The organism is Corallococcus sicarius (genome assembly GCF_003611735.1).
Classification (GTDB): Bacteria; Myxococcota; Myxococcia; order Myxococcales; family Myxococcaceae; genus Corallococcus; species Corallococcus sicarius.
The window spans coordinates 1-13,373 of sequence record NZ_RAWG01000270.1; the positions used below are offsets into that span (position 1 = coordinate 1).

Consider the following 13,373-nt stretch of genomic DNA (forward strand, 5'->3'; position numbering starts at 1 on the left):
GCCGCACGCCCACCCCCACCTGGGGCGCCGCCAGCCCCACGCCGGGCGCGTCCCGCATCGTGTCGCGCATCAGCGCGATGAGCTGCCGCGTCTCCGCACTGCCAATCTCTTCAGGGGTCAGCTCGCGTGCGCGCTGTCGCAGCACCGGCTCCCCCGCCTGGACGATCTTGAGCACCATGGTGGCCCCACCGTAACAACCGCTCCACTGCCGCGCCGCATCGCCGTGAGGCAGGCGCGGGCCTGGCCGCCAGGCTCCCCACGAGGAAGGCGACCCCTGGACACCACGGGCCTCACGGCACCCGGGCCACTGACGGTAGGCTGCGTCGCACCATGGCTCGCCGCAAGAAGGCCGAAGAGACCAGCGCTCGCGTGCGCAACCTGCTCGCCCTGGATGCCGCCGGAATCATGCGCCGCCTGGCCGCCCGCCGGGAGGAGATGTTCATCCTCTTCTCCCGCCTGCGCAGCCGGGGCCCGCTGGTGGAGACGGTGGCGTCGCACTACGCCGAGGGCGCCTTCATCCAGCTCATCCACCTCTCCGAACAGGAGCAGGCGGTGGTGGACCACTTCTACGCGCGCCTGGACGAGCTGCGCTGGTACTTCACCTACACCGAGGACATGCCCGGCACCGCGCACCAGACCTTCATCGCCCTGCACCGGCGGCTGGAGGAGAGCTACCGCCTGTTCGTGGAGACCATCGGTCTGCCCGTGCAGCCGGATGGCGTGCGCGTGGTGAACGCGGAGGCCGTCCGCCACGAAGAGCCGCCGGTGGAGGCCACGCCCGTGGCGCTCGCCCCCCTGCCCCGCCGCCGCCGCGCGCCGCCCGCGTGACTCAGGCCGCGGACGCTTCCGCCGCGCTCGCGTCCGCGCTCGCGTTCGTCACGGCCGGCGCCCCGGCCCTCGCCAGCCGCTTCATGGACGCCTTGCCCACGACGACATCCACCATCTTCCGCGCGCGGGTCCAGACGCTCTCCTGCACATAGGGGATGCCGTACTTCTCACACAGCGCGCGCACCCGGGGCTGCACCTCGCGGTACTTCAGCATCGGCAGGTCCGGCCAGAGGTGGTGTTCAATCTGGTAGTTCAGCCACAGGTGGGCGAAGTCGTTCAGGTCGCCGCCGGTGCGGTAGTTCGCGCTGCCCAGCACCTGCTGCACCATGCGCTCCGCCTTGTTCGCGGGCGCGCTGTCGAACCGGTACAGGTCCTCGCCGGTGTGGTTGGGCCCCACGACGAAGAACGTGTGCAGGTTGGTGACGACGTCCGCCATCACGGAGTTGCACAGCACGCTGAACGCCGCCCACGGCCCTGCGACGAGGAACGCCGCCGGATACAGGCCGAAGTTGACGGTCGCGTACGGCAGATAGCAGCGGGTGACGAGCTCCCACACCTCCGCGCGCGTGAGCGAACCCCCTTCACGCCGCCCCTTGCGCCGCAGCGACCCCAGCGTCTCCGGCGCGTAGTAGCTGGCCCGCCACGTCACGGCCAGCAGCCCCAGCTGCACGTAGCGCAGGGGCAGCGGGCGGCCGGTGTCCCGCAGCGTGCCCTCCGCGTTGCGCTCCAGCAGGTCAGGGTCCGCGTCCTCGCCGGTGTGCGAGTGGTGCAGCACGTTGTGCTCGAACACCCACGCGTCCGGCAGCATCCAGTCCAGCCAGTCCACGAAGCGCCGGGCCCCTTTCGCGAAGCCCTTGCTCGTGCGCGACACCGGCATGCCCGGCACGCGGTCATAGCCCCGGTGCCCCACGTGGTGCATGAGCAGCCAGCGCGTCGAGCGCCCCACGCCCAGCGCCACCGCGCTCAATGGATTCGGGGCCATCCACGCCGTGGCCACGCCCAGCCACGTCGCCGCCCGCCCCCAGCGCTCCAGCTTCCGCAGGTGCGCCGCGTCCGCCTCGCCCAGGGACGCGTCCACCTGGGCGCGGATCTCCTTCAGTTCCCGGTAGAAGCCCTCCACATCCACGGAGGCGAGGTCGAAGTCGGGGGTGCCGCGGGACATGGAAGAACTCCTCGGGAGCAGGACGGGGAACCACGGGCACGGCCGGGACAAGGTCGCACGCTAGCCTCCGTCCGTGGCCGCGAAAAGCCTTCCTTCCCGCTCACCCGCTCGCCCGGTGACAGGGCAGGACCCGCTTTCCCAGGGGCTCACGGCGGAGCACGGGGATCCGCTCCGCGTCAGGATGCTCACTCTCCGTGATTGGATCCGCCAATCCATGACAGACTGAGGCCTATTCGACTCCTCTTCTCGATTGCCTTCTGGCTCTTCTTCGCGGTGTCCAGCACGGGGCTCTTCCTCGGAGCGCTCGTGGTGTGGGCCGTCACGCGTCCGTTCGACGCGGACAGGCGCGTGCTCCATCTGTACTCGTGCTTCTGGGCGCAGCTGTACTTCTACGTGAACCCGGTGTGGCACCTGAAGGTGGAGGGCCGCGAACGGCTGCCGTGGAAGGGCGCGGCGGTGCTCGTCGCCAACCACGAGTCGCTGGGGGACATCCTGGTCCTCTTCGGCCTCTACCGGCCCTTCAAGTGGGTCTCCAAGGCGGAGAACTTCAAGCTGCCGCTCATCGGTTGGAACATGCACCTCAACGGCTACGTGCCGCTGGTGCGTGGAGACCGCGAGAGCATCATCCGGATGATGGCCGGGTGTGAGCGCTGGCTGTCGCGCGGCGTGCCCATCCTGATGTTCCCCGAAGGCACCCGCTCCAAGGACGGCGAGGTGAAGGCCTTCAAGGACGGCGCCTTCACGCTGTCCATCCAGCAGCGCTGCCCCATCATCCCCATCGTCCTCACCGGCACCGCGCGGACCATGCCCAAGCACGGACTGGTGTTCCAGAACTCGGTCCATGCCCGGGTGCGCGTGCTGGAGCCCATCGACCCGGCGGGCTTCGCCGGGGACGTACAGGCCCTGCGAGACCATGTGCGCGACGTCATTGTTCGCGAGAAGGCCCGGATGGAAGCCGAACGTTGAGCATCTCGCGCACGCGCCGGCCTTCACACGAGGAAACAGTCGTCCCGCGAGCCTGCCGGGGTATGAGCACCGGGTGCCTGCCGCCCTGAATCCCCGCCGTGTCGTCCCCGTCCTCGCCGCCCTCCTCCTCGTGCTGGGCGCCCCCCGCGCCCGCGCCGAGGACACGCCCCTGTCCACTTCCGGACGCTCCGAGGTGGCGGAGGTGGTGGTGGACAGCCCGGACAAGACGAAGCACGGGACCGTCAGCTCCTACGCGCAGCTGGGCGCGGGAGATCTCGTCGATGACGAGGAGCTGAAGAAGGTGGAGCGGCGCCTGCTGGCCACGGGCCTGTTCCAGGAGGTGCGTGCGCGCACGGAGCCCCTGCCCGACGGCCGCGTGCGGCTGATGCTGTCGGTGAAGGACAAGGCGTCGTGGGTGGTGGCCCCCACGGTGGCGCTGTCCTCCGCCAACACCGGCGGTGGCCTGCTCTACGCGGAGAACAACCTGGCGGGCCGCGCGAAGAAGTTCGCCGCCGCCGCCCAGGTGAGCACCGGCGAGAGCGGCCTCTTCCTGGGCTACCTGGATCCGCTCGTCTTCGGCTTTCCCCAGGTCAAGTTCAGCCTGGAGGGACAGCTGCGCAGCGACCGCGTGGACGAGTACCTCCCGGGCGCGAGCCAGGACGACCCCGTCATCGTCCGGCGCACGCGCCTCAACTCCGCGTCCCTCTCCAGTGAGCTGGGCTTCATCCTCTTCGAGCGCGTGCGCGCGGCGGCGAAGTACCGCCTGTCCAGCATCGACGCGCAGTCCCCGGACCCGGAGAAGCCGGTGCAGGAGCAGGCCTTCTCCACCGGCCCGTCCCTGCGCGACACGTCGCTGCGCTTCATGGTGGGCCTGGACTCGCGCCAGACGCTGCACGCGGTGACGGAGGGCCTCAACCTGGAGGGCTCCTACGAGGTGTCAGCCCCGGGCGTGGGCAGCGAGTTCCGCTACCGTAGATTTGGCATCCTCTACCGCCACGGCCTGCGCTTCTTCACGGAGAACAACCTCGTCCTGCGAAGCGAGCTGTCCGTGGGCAAGGACCTGCCCTTCCATCAGGAGCTGGTGATGGGCGGCAACACCCTGCGCGGCTTCCAGTACCGCCAGTTCCGCGGCGACACCCGGCTCACCTTCACGGCCGAGTACCACTTCCCGCTCTTCTCCATCAAATCCCTCGCCTTCCGGGGCGTGGGCTTCTCCGACACGGGCGTCATCGCCTTCCGCGAGCTGCCCGAAAGCGGGCTCCTGCGCGACGCCACCGGGCGCGTCATCCGCGGCTACCTGCCCGAGTCGAAGTCCGGCCTCGAGAACGCCACGGTGGCCCAGGGCGTGGGCGCGGGCCTGCGCCTGTACCTGAGCAACGTCGTGCTGCCCCTGCTCGGAGTGGACGTGGCCTACGGCGTCAACTCCGGGCAGGTACGCGTCTACCTCGTCGCGGGCGTCACGCCTTCTTGAGGGCGTGACGCACGAGGAGGCGTCCGGCCTAGAGCGCCTGCGCGCACAGGAACTTGAAGGTGGACTCGTAGCCGACGTCCGTGCCCCAGTTGATGAGGTAGGTCGCGCTCGAGCAGCCCCACTCGCGGACGCCCACCAGGTTCGTGCGGGCGCTGTCGCTGAAATAGCTCGTGTGCGTCCCATAGAAGGGGCCGCCGATGGGGCCCGCCTGGGTCTTGTCATCCGCGACCGGTGCGGAAGGTGTCTGGGCTTCGCCCTCCTCCATCCCACCGCCACACCCCGCCAGTTGGAGGGCAAGGACCGCCAGCGAAGAAATCAGCAGACGCTTCATCGGGCATCTCTCCTGTTTTGCGTGGAGGACAATCCTATCCGGTAGGCGCCTGGGAAAGCCATGGACCCCGAACCGGCGGGAAAGCTTCCGTCCCACTGGAGCGGATGGTCTAGGTTGAGCCCAGGATTCGCTGCCTTCCTGCCGAATCCAGACAGGGCTCCCCCATGCGTGGATTGAAGGCCGTCGCGTTGCTCGCGGCGGTGACGTCTGTGCTGTCCCCCGGTTTGACACACGCGCAGTCGATTGCGGCGGCGCACGTGTATCACAACCACATGCCCAACTTCTGGCCGTACTACGACGTCTCGCAGTATGCGACGACGCCCGTGGGCGGCCCCATCCGCTACGCCTACGACGCGCAGGTCATCCAAATCAAGCAGTCGCCTCCGGCGAACTACACGTACTTCCTGCCGTCGGGCGCGCCCATGCCGCACGACGACCTGGTGACGTACTACTCACACCACGCGAAGACGGGCGCGTATCTGTACTGGCCGCCGGACGTCGCGCAGGACATGCGCACGAACGCGCCCCCCGGCCAGGTGCACGTGACGATGTCCGGCGCCGTGGTGAACAACGTCAACGACCTGTCCACGCGCAAGAACGTCTCGGGCTACGACAACGCGGCGTGGGGCTCGCCGTGGAAGGCGAAGTACGACGCGCTGCGCACCCCTTCCGGCAAGCGCACGTTGGACCTCATCCACTTCACCGGGCACCACAGCATGGGGCCGCTGGTGGGGCCGGACTACTTCCTCAAGGACCTCGTCTACCAGAGCGCCACGCTCGCGCAGCCCTACTTCCTGGGCGGCAGCTTCCAGTCGTCGCCGGGCTTCTTCCCGACGGAGCTGGGGTTCTCCGAGCGGCTGGTGCCCACGCTGGCGAAGCTGGGCATCCAGTGGTCCGTCATCGGGGACAACCACTTCTCCCGCACGCTGAAGGACTACCCGTTCCTCAACGACCCGGGCGCGGACACGCTGGTGTCCCCGCCCAACCGCGCGGACCTGCAGAACACGAGCAGCGTGGGCAGCTGGGTGAGCGTGCAGATGGCGCACGAGCAGCAGACCATCCGCAACAAGTACCCCTTCGCCTCCACGCCGCACTGGGTGCGCTACGTGAACCCCGCCACGGGCGCCGAGTCCCGCGTCGTGGGCATCCCGGTGAACCAGAACGGCTCCTGGCTGGAGGGCTGGGAGGGCTCCGCGACGGTGGACGTCGTGAACCTCCAGAGCTTCGAGGGGCTCGTCCCGCAGCGGCAGTTCTTCGTGCTGGCCCATGACGGCGACAACAGCGGCGGCCGGGCCGGCTCGCTGGACACCTGGTACAACGGCCGCAGCGTCACCTGCACCGCGGGCGTGCAGTGCCTGGGCATCAGCGAATACCTGACGGCCCACACGCCCGTCGCCAGCGACGTCGTACACGTGCAGGACGGCTCGTGGGTGGACACGCGCGACTCGTCGTCGGACCCCCAGTGGCACCACTGGCGCCTGCCCATGGGCATCTGGAAGGGCCAGTTCCCCGCCTTCAACACGGCCACCGGCCTCAACCTGGCGCCGAAGACGAACCTGAGCGGCATCCAGGAAGGGATGACCGTCTCCTTCGAGCACGGCTGGCACTACCTGGAGCGCAACTTCGCCCAGCTCCAGGCGGCGCTCGACTACGCACGGACGGCCGAGCAGATCTGGCTGGACGCGCACCCCAACCACTGGAAGCCCACCACCGCCATCGACAGCCAGATTACGCACCCGGGCAACCAGCTCAACCCGTGGATGTATGCGTTCCCCGTGAAGGGAGACGCGGCCAATGACTGGGCCGGCGGCGCGAACCCGGCGGAGCTGGCCTGGTACTTCCTGCTGCCCTCGATGGACTCCGGCTTCGGCTACTACGACGAGAACGTGGACGACATCGTCAAGCCGACGCTGTCCTTCAACCAGTCGCTCTACTTCTCCAAGCCCTACGTGCAGGACCGGCTCACCCAGGACCGCACCGGCCCTTCCGTGTGGTGGCCCCAGCGCTGGCCGTACAACCCCGGCAGCGCCAACACGGACAAGTCCGAGGGCTGGACGCTGCACCATTTCAACAACGTGTTCGGCCTCTACACGTATGCCCATGACGTGAGCGGCATCGCCAGCATCAAGGCGCGCGTGCGCGTCCACGCGGCGAAGTCCATCGACCCCGCGGACAACACGCACAAGGTCTATGATCCGGCGGCGCTGAAGGCGGCGGGCATCCCGAACATCGACCCCGCGCGCGTGGGCGCCTGGGTGGACCTGCCGCTCAAGCGCCGCGACCTGCGCCCGTCGATGAACGGCGTGTCCTGGCAGCCCGCGCACCTGGCGGTGATGGCGAAGGTGCCGGCGCAGGAGACGGGGGACCTCTACTACGTGACGACGGGCAGCTACCGCGACCAGCTGCTCGACTACTACATCGAGGCCACCGACACGCGCGGCAACATCACCCGCAGCGAGATCCAATCCGTCTACGTGGGCGCGGGCCGCTACACGCTGACGGGCGGCAAGTACGTGGAGGACGTGAACGGCGCCGTGGCAGGCACGCCGCCCTTCCTGGTGGTGGACACCACCGCCCCCTCCACGCCCACGGGGCTCGTGGCGGCCACGCGCACGGACCGCTCGGTGAAGCTGACGTGGACGGCCTCCACGGACAACGTGGGCGTCGCGGACTACCTCGTCTTCCGTGCGGGCACGCAGGTGGGCACCAGCCCCACGCCTTCCTTCACGGACACGGGCCTGACGCCGAACACGACGTACAGCTACACCGTGAAGGCGCGCGACTCGGCGGGCAACACGTCCGCGGCGAGCACCGCGCTCTCCGTCCTCACCCGGGCCCCGGACACGGTGGCGCCGTCGGTGCCCACGGGGCTTGCGTCGGCGGCGGTGACGAGTTCGTCCGTGGCGCTGTCCTGGACGGCCTCCACGGATGATCAAGGCGTCGCCGGCTACCTCGTGCTGCGCGAGGGCGTGCAGGTGGCGGCCGTCAGCGGGACGACGTACACGGACACGGGCCTCTCCTCCTCCACGACTTACCGCTACACCGTGAAGGCCCAGGACGCGGCGGGCAACACGTCCGCCGCGAGCACCGCGCTCCCGGTGACGACGGGCACGGGCTACACCACCACGGTCTATTACAAGAAGGGCTTCGCCACGCCCTACCTCCACTTCCGCCCCGCGGGCGGGACGTGGACGACGGCGCCGGGTCAGGCCATGCCGGACGCGGAAGTGGCCGGCTACGCGAAGCTCACCGTCAACCTGGGCGCGGTGGACAAGCTGGAGGCCGTCTTCAACAACGGCAGCGGCACCTGGGACAACAACAACGGGTTGAACTACCTGTTCCCCGCGGGCACCTCCACGTTCAATGCCGGCACCATCACGCCGGGCGGGCCGGTGGTGGACACCACCGCGCCCTCCACGCCCACCGGCCTCACGGCGCCGTCCAGGACGGACACCTCCGTGTCGCTGGCCTGGACGGCCTCCACGGACACCGTGGGCGTCACGGGCTACCTCGTGTTCCGCAATGGCATCCAGGTGGGCACGCCCACGGGCCCCAGCTTCACCGACACCGGCCTCTCCACCGGCGTCACGTATGCGTACACGGTGAAGGCGAAGGACGCGGCGGGAAACCTGTCCGCGGCGAGCACGGCCCTGTCCGTCACCACCAGCACGGGCAGTACCGCGACCGTCTATTACAAGAAGGGCTTCGCCACGCCCTACCTCCACTCCCGCCCCGCGGGGGGGACGTGGACGACGGCGCCGGGTCAGGCCATGCCGGATGCGGAGGTGGCTGGCTACGCGAAGCTCACCGTCAGCCTGGGCAGCGCCACGCAGCTCGAGGCGGTGTTCAACAACGGCAGCGGCACGTGGGACAACAACGGCGGGCTCAACTACTTCCTGCCCGAGGGCACCTCCACGTTCACCGCCGGCGTCATCACGGCCGGCGCGCCCTCCACCGACACCACGGCGCCGAGCGTGCCCACGGGCCTTGTGTCTCCGTCGAGGACGGCCACGACGGTGAGCCTGACGTGGACGGCCTCCACCGACGCCAGCGGCATCGCGGGCTACGACGTGTACCGGGCGGGGACGCTCGTGGGTTCACCCACCGCCACGGCCTACACGGACACCGGGCTCACGCTGGGCACGGCCTACAGCTACTCGGTGCGCGCCCGGGACTCCGCCGGGAACGCGTCCGCGCGAAGCAGCGCGCTGAGCGTCACCACCGCGACGTCCGGAGCCGCCGTCACCTTCCGCGAGACGGCGAGCACCGTGCAGGGGCAGAACATCTTCGTCGTGGGCAGCCTGCCCGCGCTGGGGAGCTGGAACCCGGCGGCGGCCGTCGCGCTCTCACCGGCCAACTACCCGACGTGGGACGTGACGGTGGGCCTGCCCGGCTCCACCTCGTTTGAATACAAGTACATCAAGAAGGACGGAGGCGGGAACGTCGTCTGGGAGGGCGGCACCAACCGCGCCTCGACCACTCCCGCGAGCGGAACGGTGACGCTCAACGACACCTGGAAGTAGCGCGTTGACGCAGCCGGGGACCCCGCGTGCTCACGATGGGCGCGGGGTCCTGATTCCATAAAGACCCCCCTTCCCACCCGGAACCTGCTGGCACACCGCGTGCCAGTTCCGGGCAGGTCGTGTCGTCCGGTTTCGTGCACTCCTCCTGCCCTTTCCCCTGCGACCGTATCCACTCTCCAACGCGTGCCTGGAGACCGAACAGGCGGGCAGGTCCCATCCGTCCAGGCAGTGCCAATCCATTCGGGTCCCAGGCGGACGAACGAGGGCTGGCATGGACGGACTTCGAGGAACAGCGGTGGTCTTGTTCGCGTGTGCGAGCGTGCTCGGGCCGGGCGTTGCGTGGGCGCAGGCGCCTGGCGAGGACGACTCCGGCGACGTGATGTCGGAAGAGAAGCTGGAGGCGCTGCTGGACACGCCGACGGCGCAGCCTTCGCAAGATGAGCTGACGGCGGAGGCCTTCGGACCGGAGCGGCTCACCTCCTACTTCTCCGAGGGGCTGCTGGCCAAGGCGCGGACGGAGTACGACCGGGGCCGGTACAAGGCGGCGCGGGCCCTGCTCGCCACCGAGGCGCCCCCTACCCTTCCGGGCCGCTACCTCCAGGCCCAGAGCGCGTTGCTCGCGCGGGACTTCACCACCGCGGCCGCGGAGTTCACGGCGCTCGCGGAGGACTACACCCCGCTGCGCGACCACTGCCTGATGAAGGCCGCGGAGTCGCATGAGCGGCTGCGCAAGCCCCTGCGCGCGGCCGAGCAGTACGGCGCCGTGAGCCCGGGCTCCCCGCTCTACCCGGACGCCCGCTTCGCGATGGCGCGCGTGCTCAAGCGCCAGCTCCGCATCCCGGAGGCGATGACGGCGCTGCAGGAGTTCATCGACCACCGGCAGGCGCGCGGGCCGGACGCGCTCCGGATGAAGGCGCTGCTGGCGTACTGCGACCTGGCCCGTGCGGCCGGCCAGTACAACGCCGAGCACCGCGCGCTGCTGGAGGTCTGGGCCACCGCGCCCATGTCGCGTGAAGCGGACCGCGCGCGGGCGATGCTGCGCGACCTGCCCCTGCCCATGAAGTGGCGGGTGCGCCGGGCCGAAGCGCTGGTGGAGCTGCACCAGAACAACGCGGCGATGACGATGCTGAATCGTTCCGGTCCCCGCACGGAGCTGCCGGATGAACTCGCGTGCCGTGCGCAGCTCACCATGGGCCGCGCGCTGCGCAAGGAGCGGCTGCACCGCCGGGCCATCCAGGTGCTGGAGCCGGTGGCGCGCGAGTGCATGTCGCCCGAGCAGCGGCCGCAGGCGCTCTACCTCCTGGGCTATTCGCAGTCGGTGGTCCAACCGGAGGCGGCCATCGGGACGTACGCCACCCTGGCGAAGGACTACCCGGAGCACGGCTACGCCGACGACGCGCTCTTCTTCGAGGCGTGGACGCTCCAGCGCGTGGGCCGCACGGACGAGGCGCTGTCGCGCTACATGGAGCTGGCGACGCGGTACGCCTCCGGCAACTTCGCCGCCGAGGGCCTCTTCCGCGCCTTCTGGCTGCACATGCGCAAGGGCGACACCGCCGCCGCGCTGGCCTCGCTCACGGCGGTGGAGCAGCTTCCGCAGGCCGCCCGCACGGACGAAGCGCTGTGGCGCGCGAAGTACTGGCAGGCGCGCATCCAGGAGTCCGGCGGCGCGGTGGACTCCGCGCTCGCGCGCTACGAGCTCATCGCCACCGAACGCCCCGCGGCCTGGTACGGCCTGCTCGCGAGGGCGCGGCTGGCCCAGCACGCCCCGGACCGGCTGTCGCGGCTGATGCAGGCGTCCGCCACCCCGGAGGTGATGAAGGCGAGCGCCGCCGTGCCCACGCCGGGCTCCGCGCCGGGCTCGGATGAAGTCTGGCCCCTGCCTCCCGGCCCGCTCCAGAAGGATCCGCGCTTCGTGGCGGGCGTGGAGCTGCTGCGCCTGGGACAGCCGGGCGTGGCGGAGGAGCTGCTCGCGGTGGACACCCGTGGCCTGGCGGAGGCGCCCTCGCGGCTGCTCTACCAGACCATCCGCCGCACCGGCCGGGGCCGGGCCACGCGGCAGGTGGCCCGCATGTCGCTGCGCCAGGAGGCCTCCGGGCCGCTGAGCGCCGCGTCGCGACCGGTGTGGGAGGCCACGTGGCCGCTCGCGTTCCGCCCGCTCATCCAGGGCTACTCCCGCGCGGCGCGCGTGGATCCGGACCTGCTGCAGGGGCTCATCCGCGAGGAGAGCCGGTTCAACCCGCGCGCGCGCTCCTCCACGGGTGCGCTGGGGCTCGCGCAGCTCATGCCCGCGACGGCGCGGCAGGTGGCGGACTCGCTGAAGATGGCCGCGGTGGATGAGGCGACGCTGCTCCAGCCCGCGCAGAACATCCGCCTGGGCGCGGCCTACCTGGGCCAGCTGCTCAAGCACTTCGACGGCAACCCCGCCTACGCGGTGGCCGCCTACAACGCCGGCCCGGGTGCGGTGGAGCGCTGGCGCAAGGCCCTGCCACAGGCGGAGCTGGACGAGTGGGTGGAGCACATCGCCTTCGAGGAGACCCGCGAGTACGTCAAGCGCGTGCTCAGCAGCTACAGCGCCTACAAGCTGCTCTACGCGAACCAGATCCCCACCACCTTCCAGCCCGCCCGCAAGGCGCCGCTGGAGGCCGCGCGCACGCCGTCCATCAGCCCCGCGACGGGCACGGGCGGCAGCGGCAGGAACGTGGCGACGCCGACGTCCTCCGTCTCCACCGGGCGGTAGCCCTCCGGCGGCCCGACGTGCAGACGCCGGACGGAAGCCCCTGGGGCCCGTCCGGCGTCAGAAGCAACAACGACGGTCGCGAGCTACTTCGCGCCTTCGGGCACCGTGATGGACTCCGAGCGGATGGTGAACTGGCTGGCCACCGCGTTCACGTCGATGCCCGTGAAGTGGCGGTACGGGTAGGCACCGTCCGCGATGGTCTCGACGAACGCCACCTCGTCACCGACGAAGGACTTGCCGTCCACCGTCGCCGTGAAGGTGGTCGTCTCCGCGCGCACGCGCCACACGCAGGCGCCCACGTCCGCCGCCGCCGTCCGCGAGTGCACGTCGATGTCGAAGTCGTTCAGGAACCAGGAGTGCATCTCCGCCCAGCGGAGGAAGTCCCGCCAGTTGGTGAAGGTGATCATCATCCCGGCCGGCTGCGGGCTGGACGTGACGAGCACGCCCCCGCGATAGATGTTCATCGTGTAGCGCGAACCGCCCGGCGTGCCCGTGAAGGTGGGCGCCATGATGACCGTGTTCGCCTCGCGACCCGGGGTGATCCTCAGCGTGCTGACGACCTGATCCGCGTCACGCGCGGCGAGCTGGAGCCCGCCCGTCTGGCCCAGGCTCACCGCGGTGCGCTGCTCCCACTTCACGGCCTTCGTGAAGGTGCTGGAGACACCGTCCGTCTTCGCCGCGAGACCGGAGACCGACAGGCCCTCCGCCACGGAGGCGAGCTTCGCCTGCCCCAGCGCGCAGCTCGTGATGCCGTCGAACCGGTTGAGACACTGCTGCGCAGCGGACTCCTGCGTGTGGAGGGAACCGGAGGGCTGGGTGTCGTCGGCGCCGCCCGCGCAGCCCGCCATGCTCAGGAGCATGGAAGCCAGCAGGGTGCCCGTCATCTTCAGGTGCATGCACTACCTCGTCGTGGGGTGGACTGCCCGGCCCACCACTGCACCGCTTGCGCCAACACAACCCGTCCGTCTGTTTTCACTCTTGTTTGTCGTGATTCGAGAAAGCTGGAGTAACCCTGGATGTCACATGAAACAGTGTATTTGTAGCAAGACAGGTCACAGGGGCCGCGAGGCCGCCCTCCGCCGCTCTCCGGCGATGACGCGGTCTTGAAACCTGGATTCATGGAATGTGCCGCGGTGCACAACTTGTGACGGGCCCGGTCGGATAATCTGGGGAGCGCGGTTCCTCCCCCGGACTCCCCCACCATGGCCTCGAAGATCAACGACAGCTCGCGCCCCCTGACTTCCGTCTCGCGCACGTCCGCGCAGGACGCGCGCGCCCCGGAGGCGAAGTCCCGGAACCGCCCCATCGCGTGGAAGGACGGCTTCGAGTCGTCCGGCGCGCGCCCGCCCCTGCCC

9 protein-coding genes are annotated in these 13,373 nt (G+C 70.0%); 5 read left to right on the forward strand and 4 right to left on the reverse strand.

All coding sequences use genetic code 11. From position 1 onward, the window contains the following. A partial coding sequence (locus D7X12_RS31315) for a peptide deformylase (protein WP_208719395.1) occupies positions 1-178 on the reverse strand: 178 nt, incomplete at its 3' end. A gap of 152 nt (positions 179-330) precedes the next feature. Here D7X12_RS31315 and D7X12_RS31320 point away from each other — a divergent pair. Beyond that, positions 331-828 carry a hypothetical protein gene (locus D7X12_RS31320; protein WP_120628912.1) on the forward strand — a complete coding sequence of 166 codons (498 nt, stop codon included), beginning with the start codon at positions 331-333 and terminating at the stop codon, positions 826-828. A 1-nt stretch (position 829) separates the two neighbouring features. On the opposite strand, the gene D7X12_RS31325 is transcribed toward D7X12_RS31320, so the two are convergent. Then, on the reverse strand, positions 830-1,990 hold the full coding sequence (locus D7X12_RS31325; RefSeq protein ID WP_120628913.1) for a fatty acid desaturase family protein: 1,161 nt from the start codon (positions 1,988-1,990) through the stop codon (positions 830-832). 198 nt (positions 1,991-2,188) lie between these two features. Between D7X12_RS31325 and D7X12_RS31330 the strand changes: the two genes are divergently transcribed. After that, entirely contained in the window at positions 2,189-2,956 is a 768-nt protein-coding gene (locus tag D7X12_RS31330; RefSeq protein WP_341868249.1) for a lysophospholipid acyltransferase family protein, read from the forward strand. A 73-nt stretch (positions 2,957-3,029) separates the two neighbouring features. Next, positions 3,030-4,427, forward strand: a complete 1,398-nt coding sequence (locus D7X12_RS31335; RefSeq protein WP_244224886.1) for a BamA/TamA family outer membrane protein — start codon at positions 3,030-3,032, stop codon at positions 4,425-4,427. A 28-nt stretch (positions 4,428-4,455) separates the two neighbouring features. On the opposite strand, the gene D7X12_RS31340 is transcribed toward D7X12_RS31335, so the two are convergent. After that, positions 4,456-4,758 (reverse strand): DUF6289 family protein, encoded by a 303-nt coding sequence (locus D7X12_RS31340; RefSeq protein WP_120628915.1) that lies wholly within the window; start codon positions 4,756-4,758, stop codon positions 4,456-4,458. 164 nt (positions 4,759-4,922) lie between these two features. Between D7X12_RS31340 and D7X12_RS45175 the strand changes: the two genes are divergently transcribed. Together D7X12_RS45175 and D7X12_RS31350 are read left to right on the forward strand one after the other, a co-directional pair. Beyond that, positions 4,923-9,281, forward strand: a complete 4,359-nt coding sequence (locus tag D7X12_RS45175) for a carbohydrate binding domain-containing protein (protein WP_120628916.1) — start codon at positions 4,923-4,925, stop codon at positions 9,279-9,281. Between the two features lie 271 nt (positions 9,282-9,552). Continuing rightward, entirely contained in the window at positions 9,553-12,018 is a 2,466-nt protein-coding gene (locus D7X12_RS31350; RefSeq protein ID WP_120628917.1) for a lytic transglycosylase domain-containing protein, read from the forward strand. A gap of 83 nt (positions 12,019-12,101) precedes the next feature. On the opposite strand, the gene D7X12_RS31355 is transcribed toward D7X12_RS31350, so the two are convergent. After that, entirely contained in the window at positions 12,102-12,914 is an 813-nt protein-coding gene (locus tag D7X12_RS31355) for a hypothetical protein (protein WP_120628918.1), read from the reverse strand. Positions 12,915-13,373 lie beyond the last annotated feature (459 nt).

Coding starts and splice junctions, on each gene's coding strand:
- D7X12_RS31350 (WP_120628917.1), top strand. CDS start 9,553: ATGGACGGACTTCGAGGAACAGCGGTGGTCTTGTTCGCGTGTGCGAGC.
- D7X12_RS45175 (WP_120628916.1), top strand. CDS start 4,923: ATGCGTGGATTGAAGGCCGTCGCGTTGCTCGCGGCGGTGACGTCTGTG.
- D7X12_RS31325 (WP_120628913.1), bottom strand. CDS start 1,990: ATGTCCCGCGGCACCCCCGACTTCGACCTCGCCTCCGTGGATGTGGAG.
- D7X12_RS31355 (WP_120628918.1), bottom strand. CDS start 12,914: ATGCACCTGAAGATGACGGGCACCCTGCTGGCTTCCATGCTCCTGAGC.
- D7X12_RS31340 (WP_120628915.1), bottom strand. CDS start 4,758: ATGAAGCGTCTGCTGATTTCTTCGCTGGCGGTCCTTGCCCTCCAACTG.
- D7X12_RS31320 (WP_120628912.1), top strand. CDS start 331: ATGGCTCGCCGCAAGAAGGCCGAAGAGACCAGCGCTCGCGTGCGCAAC.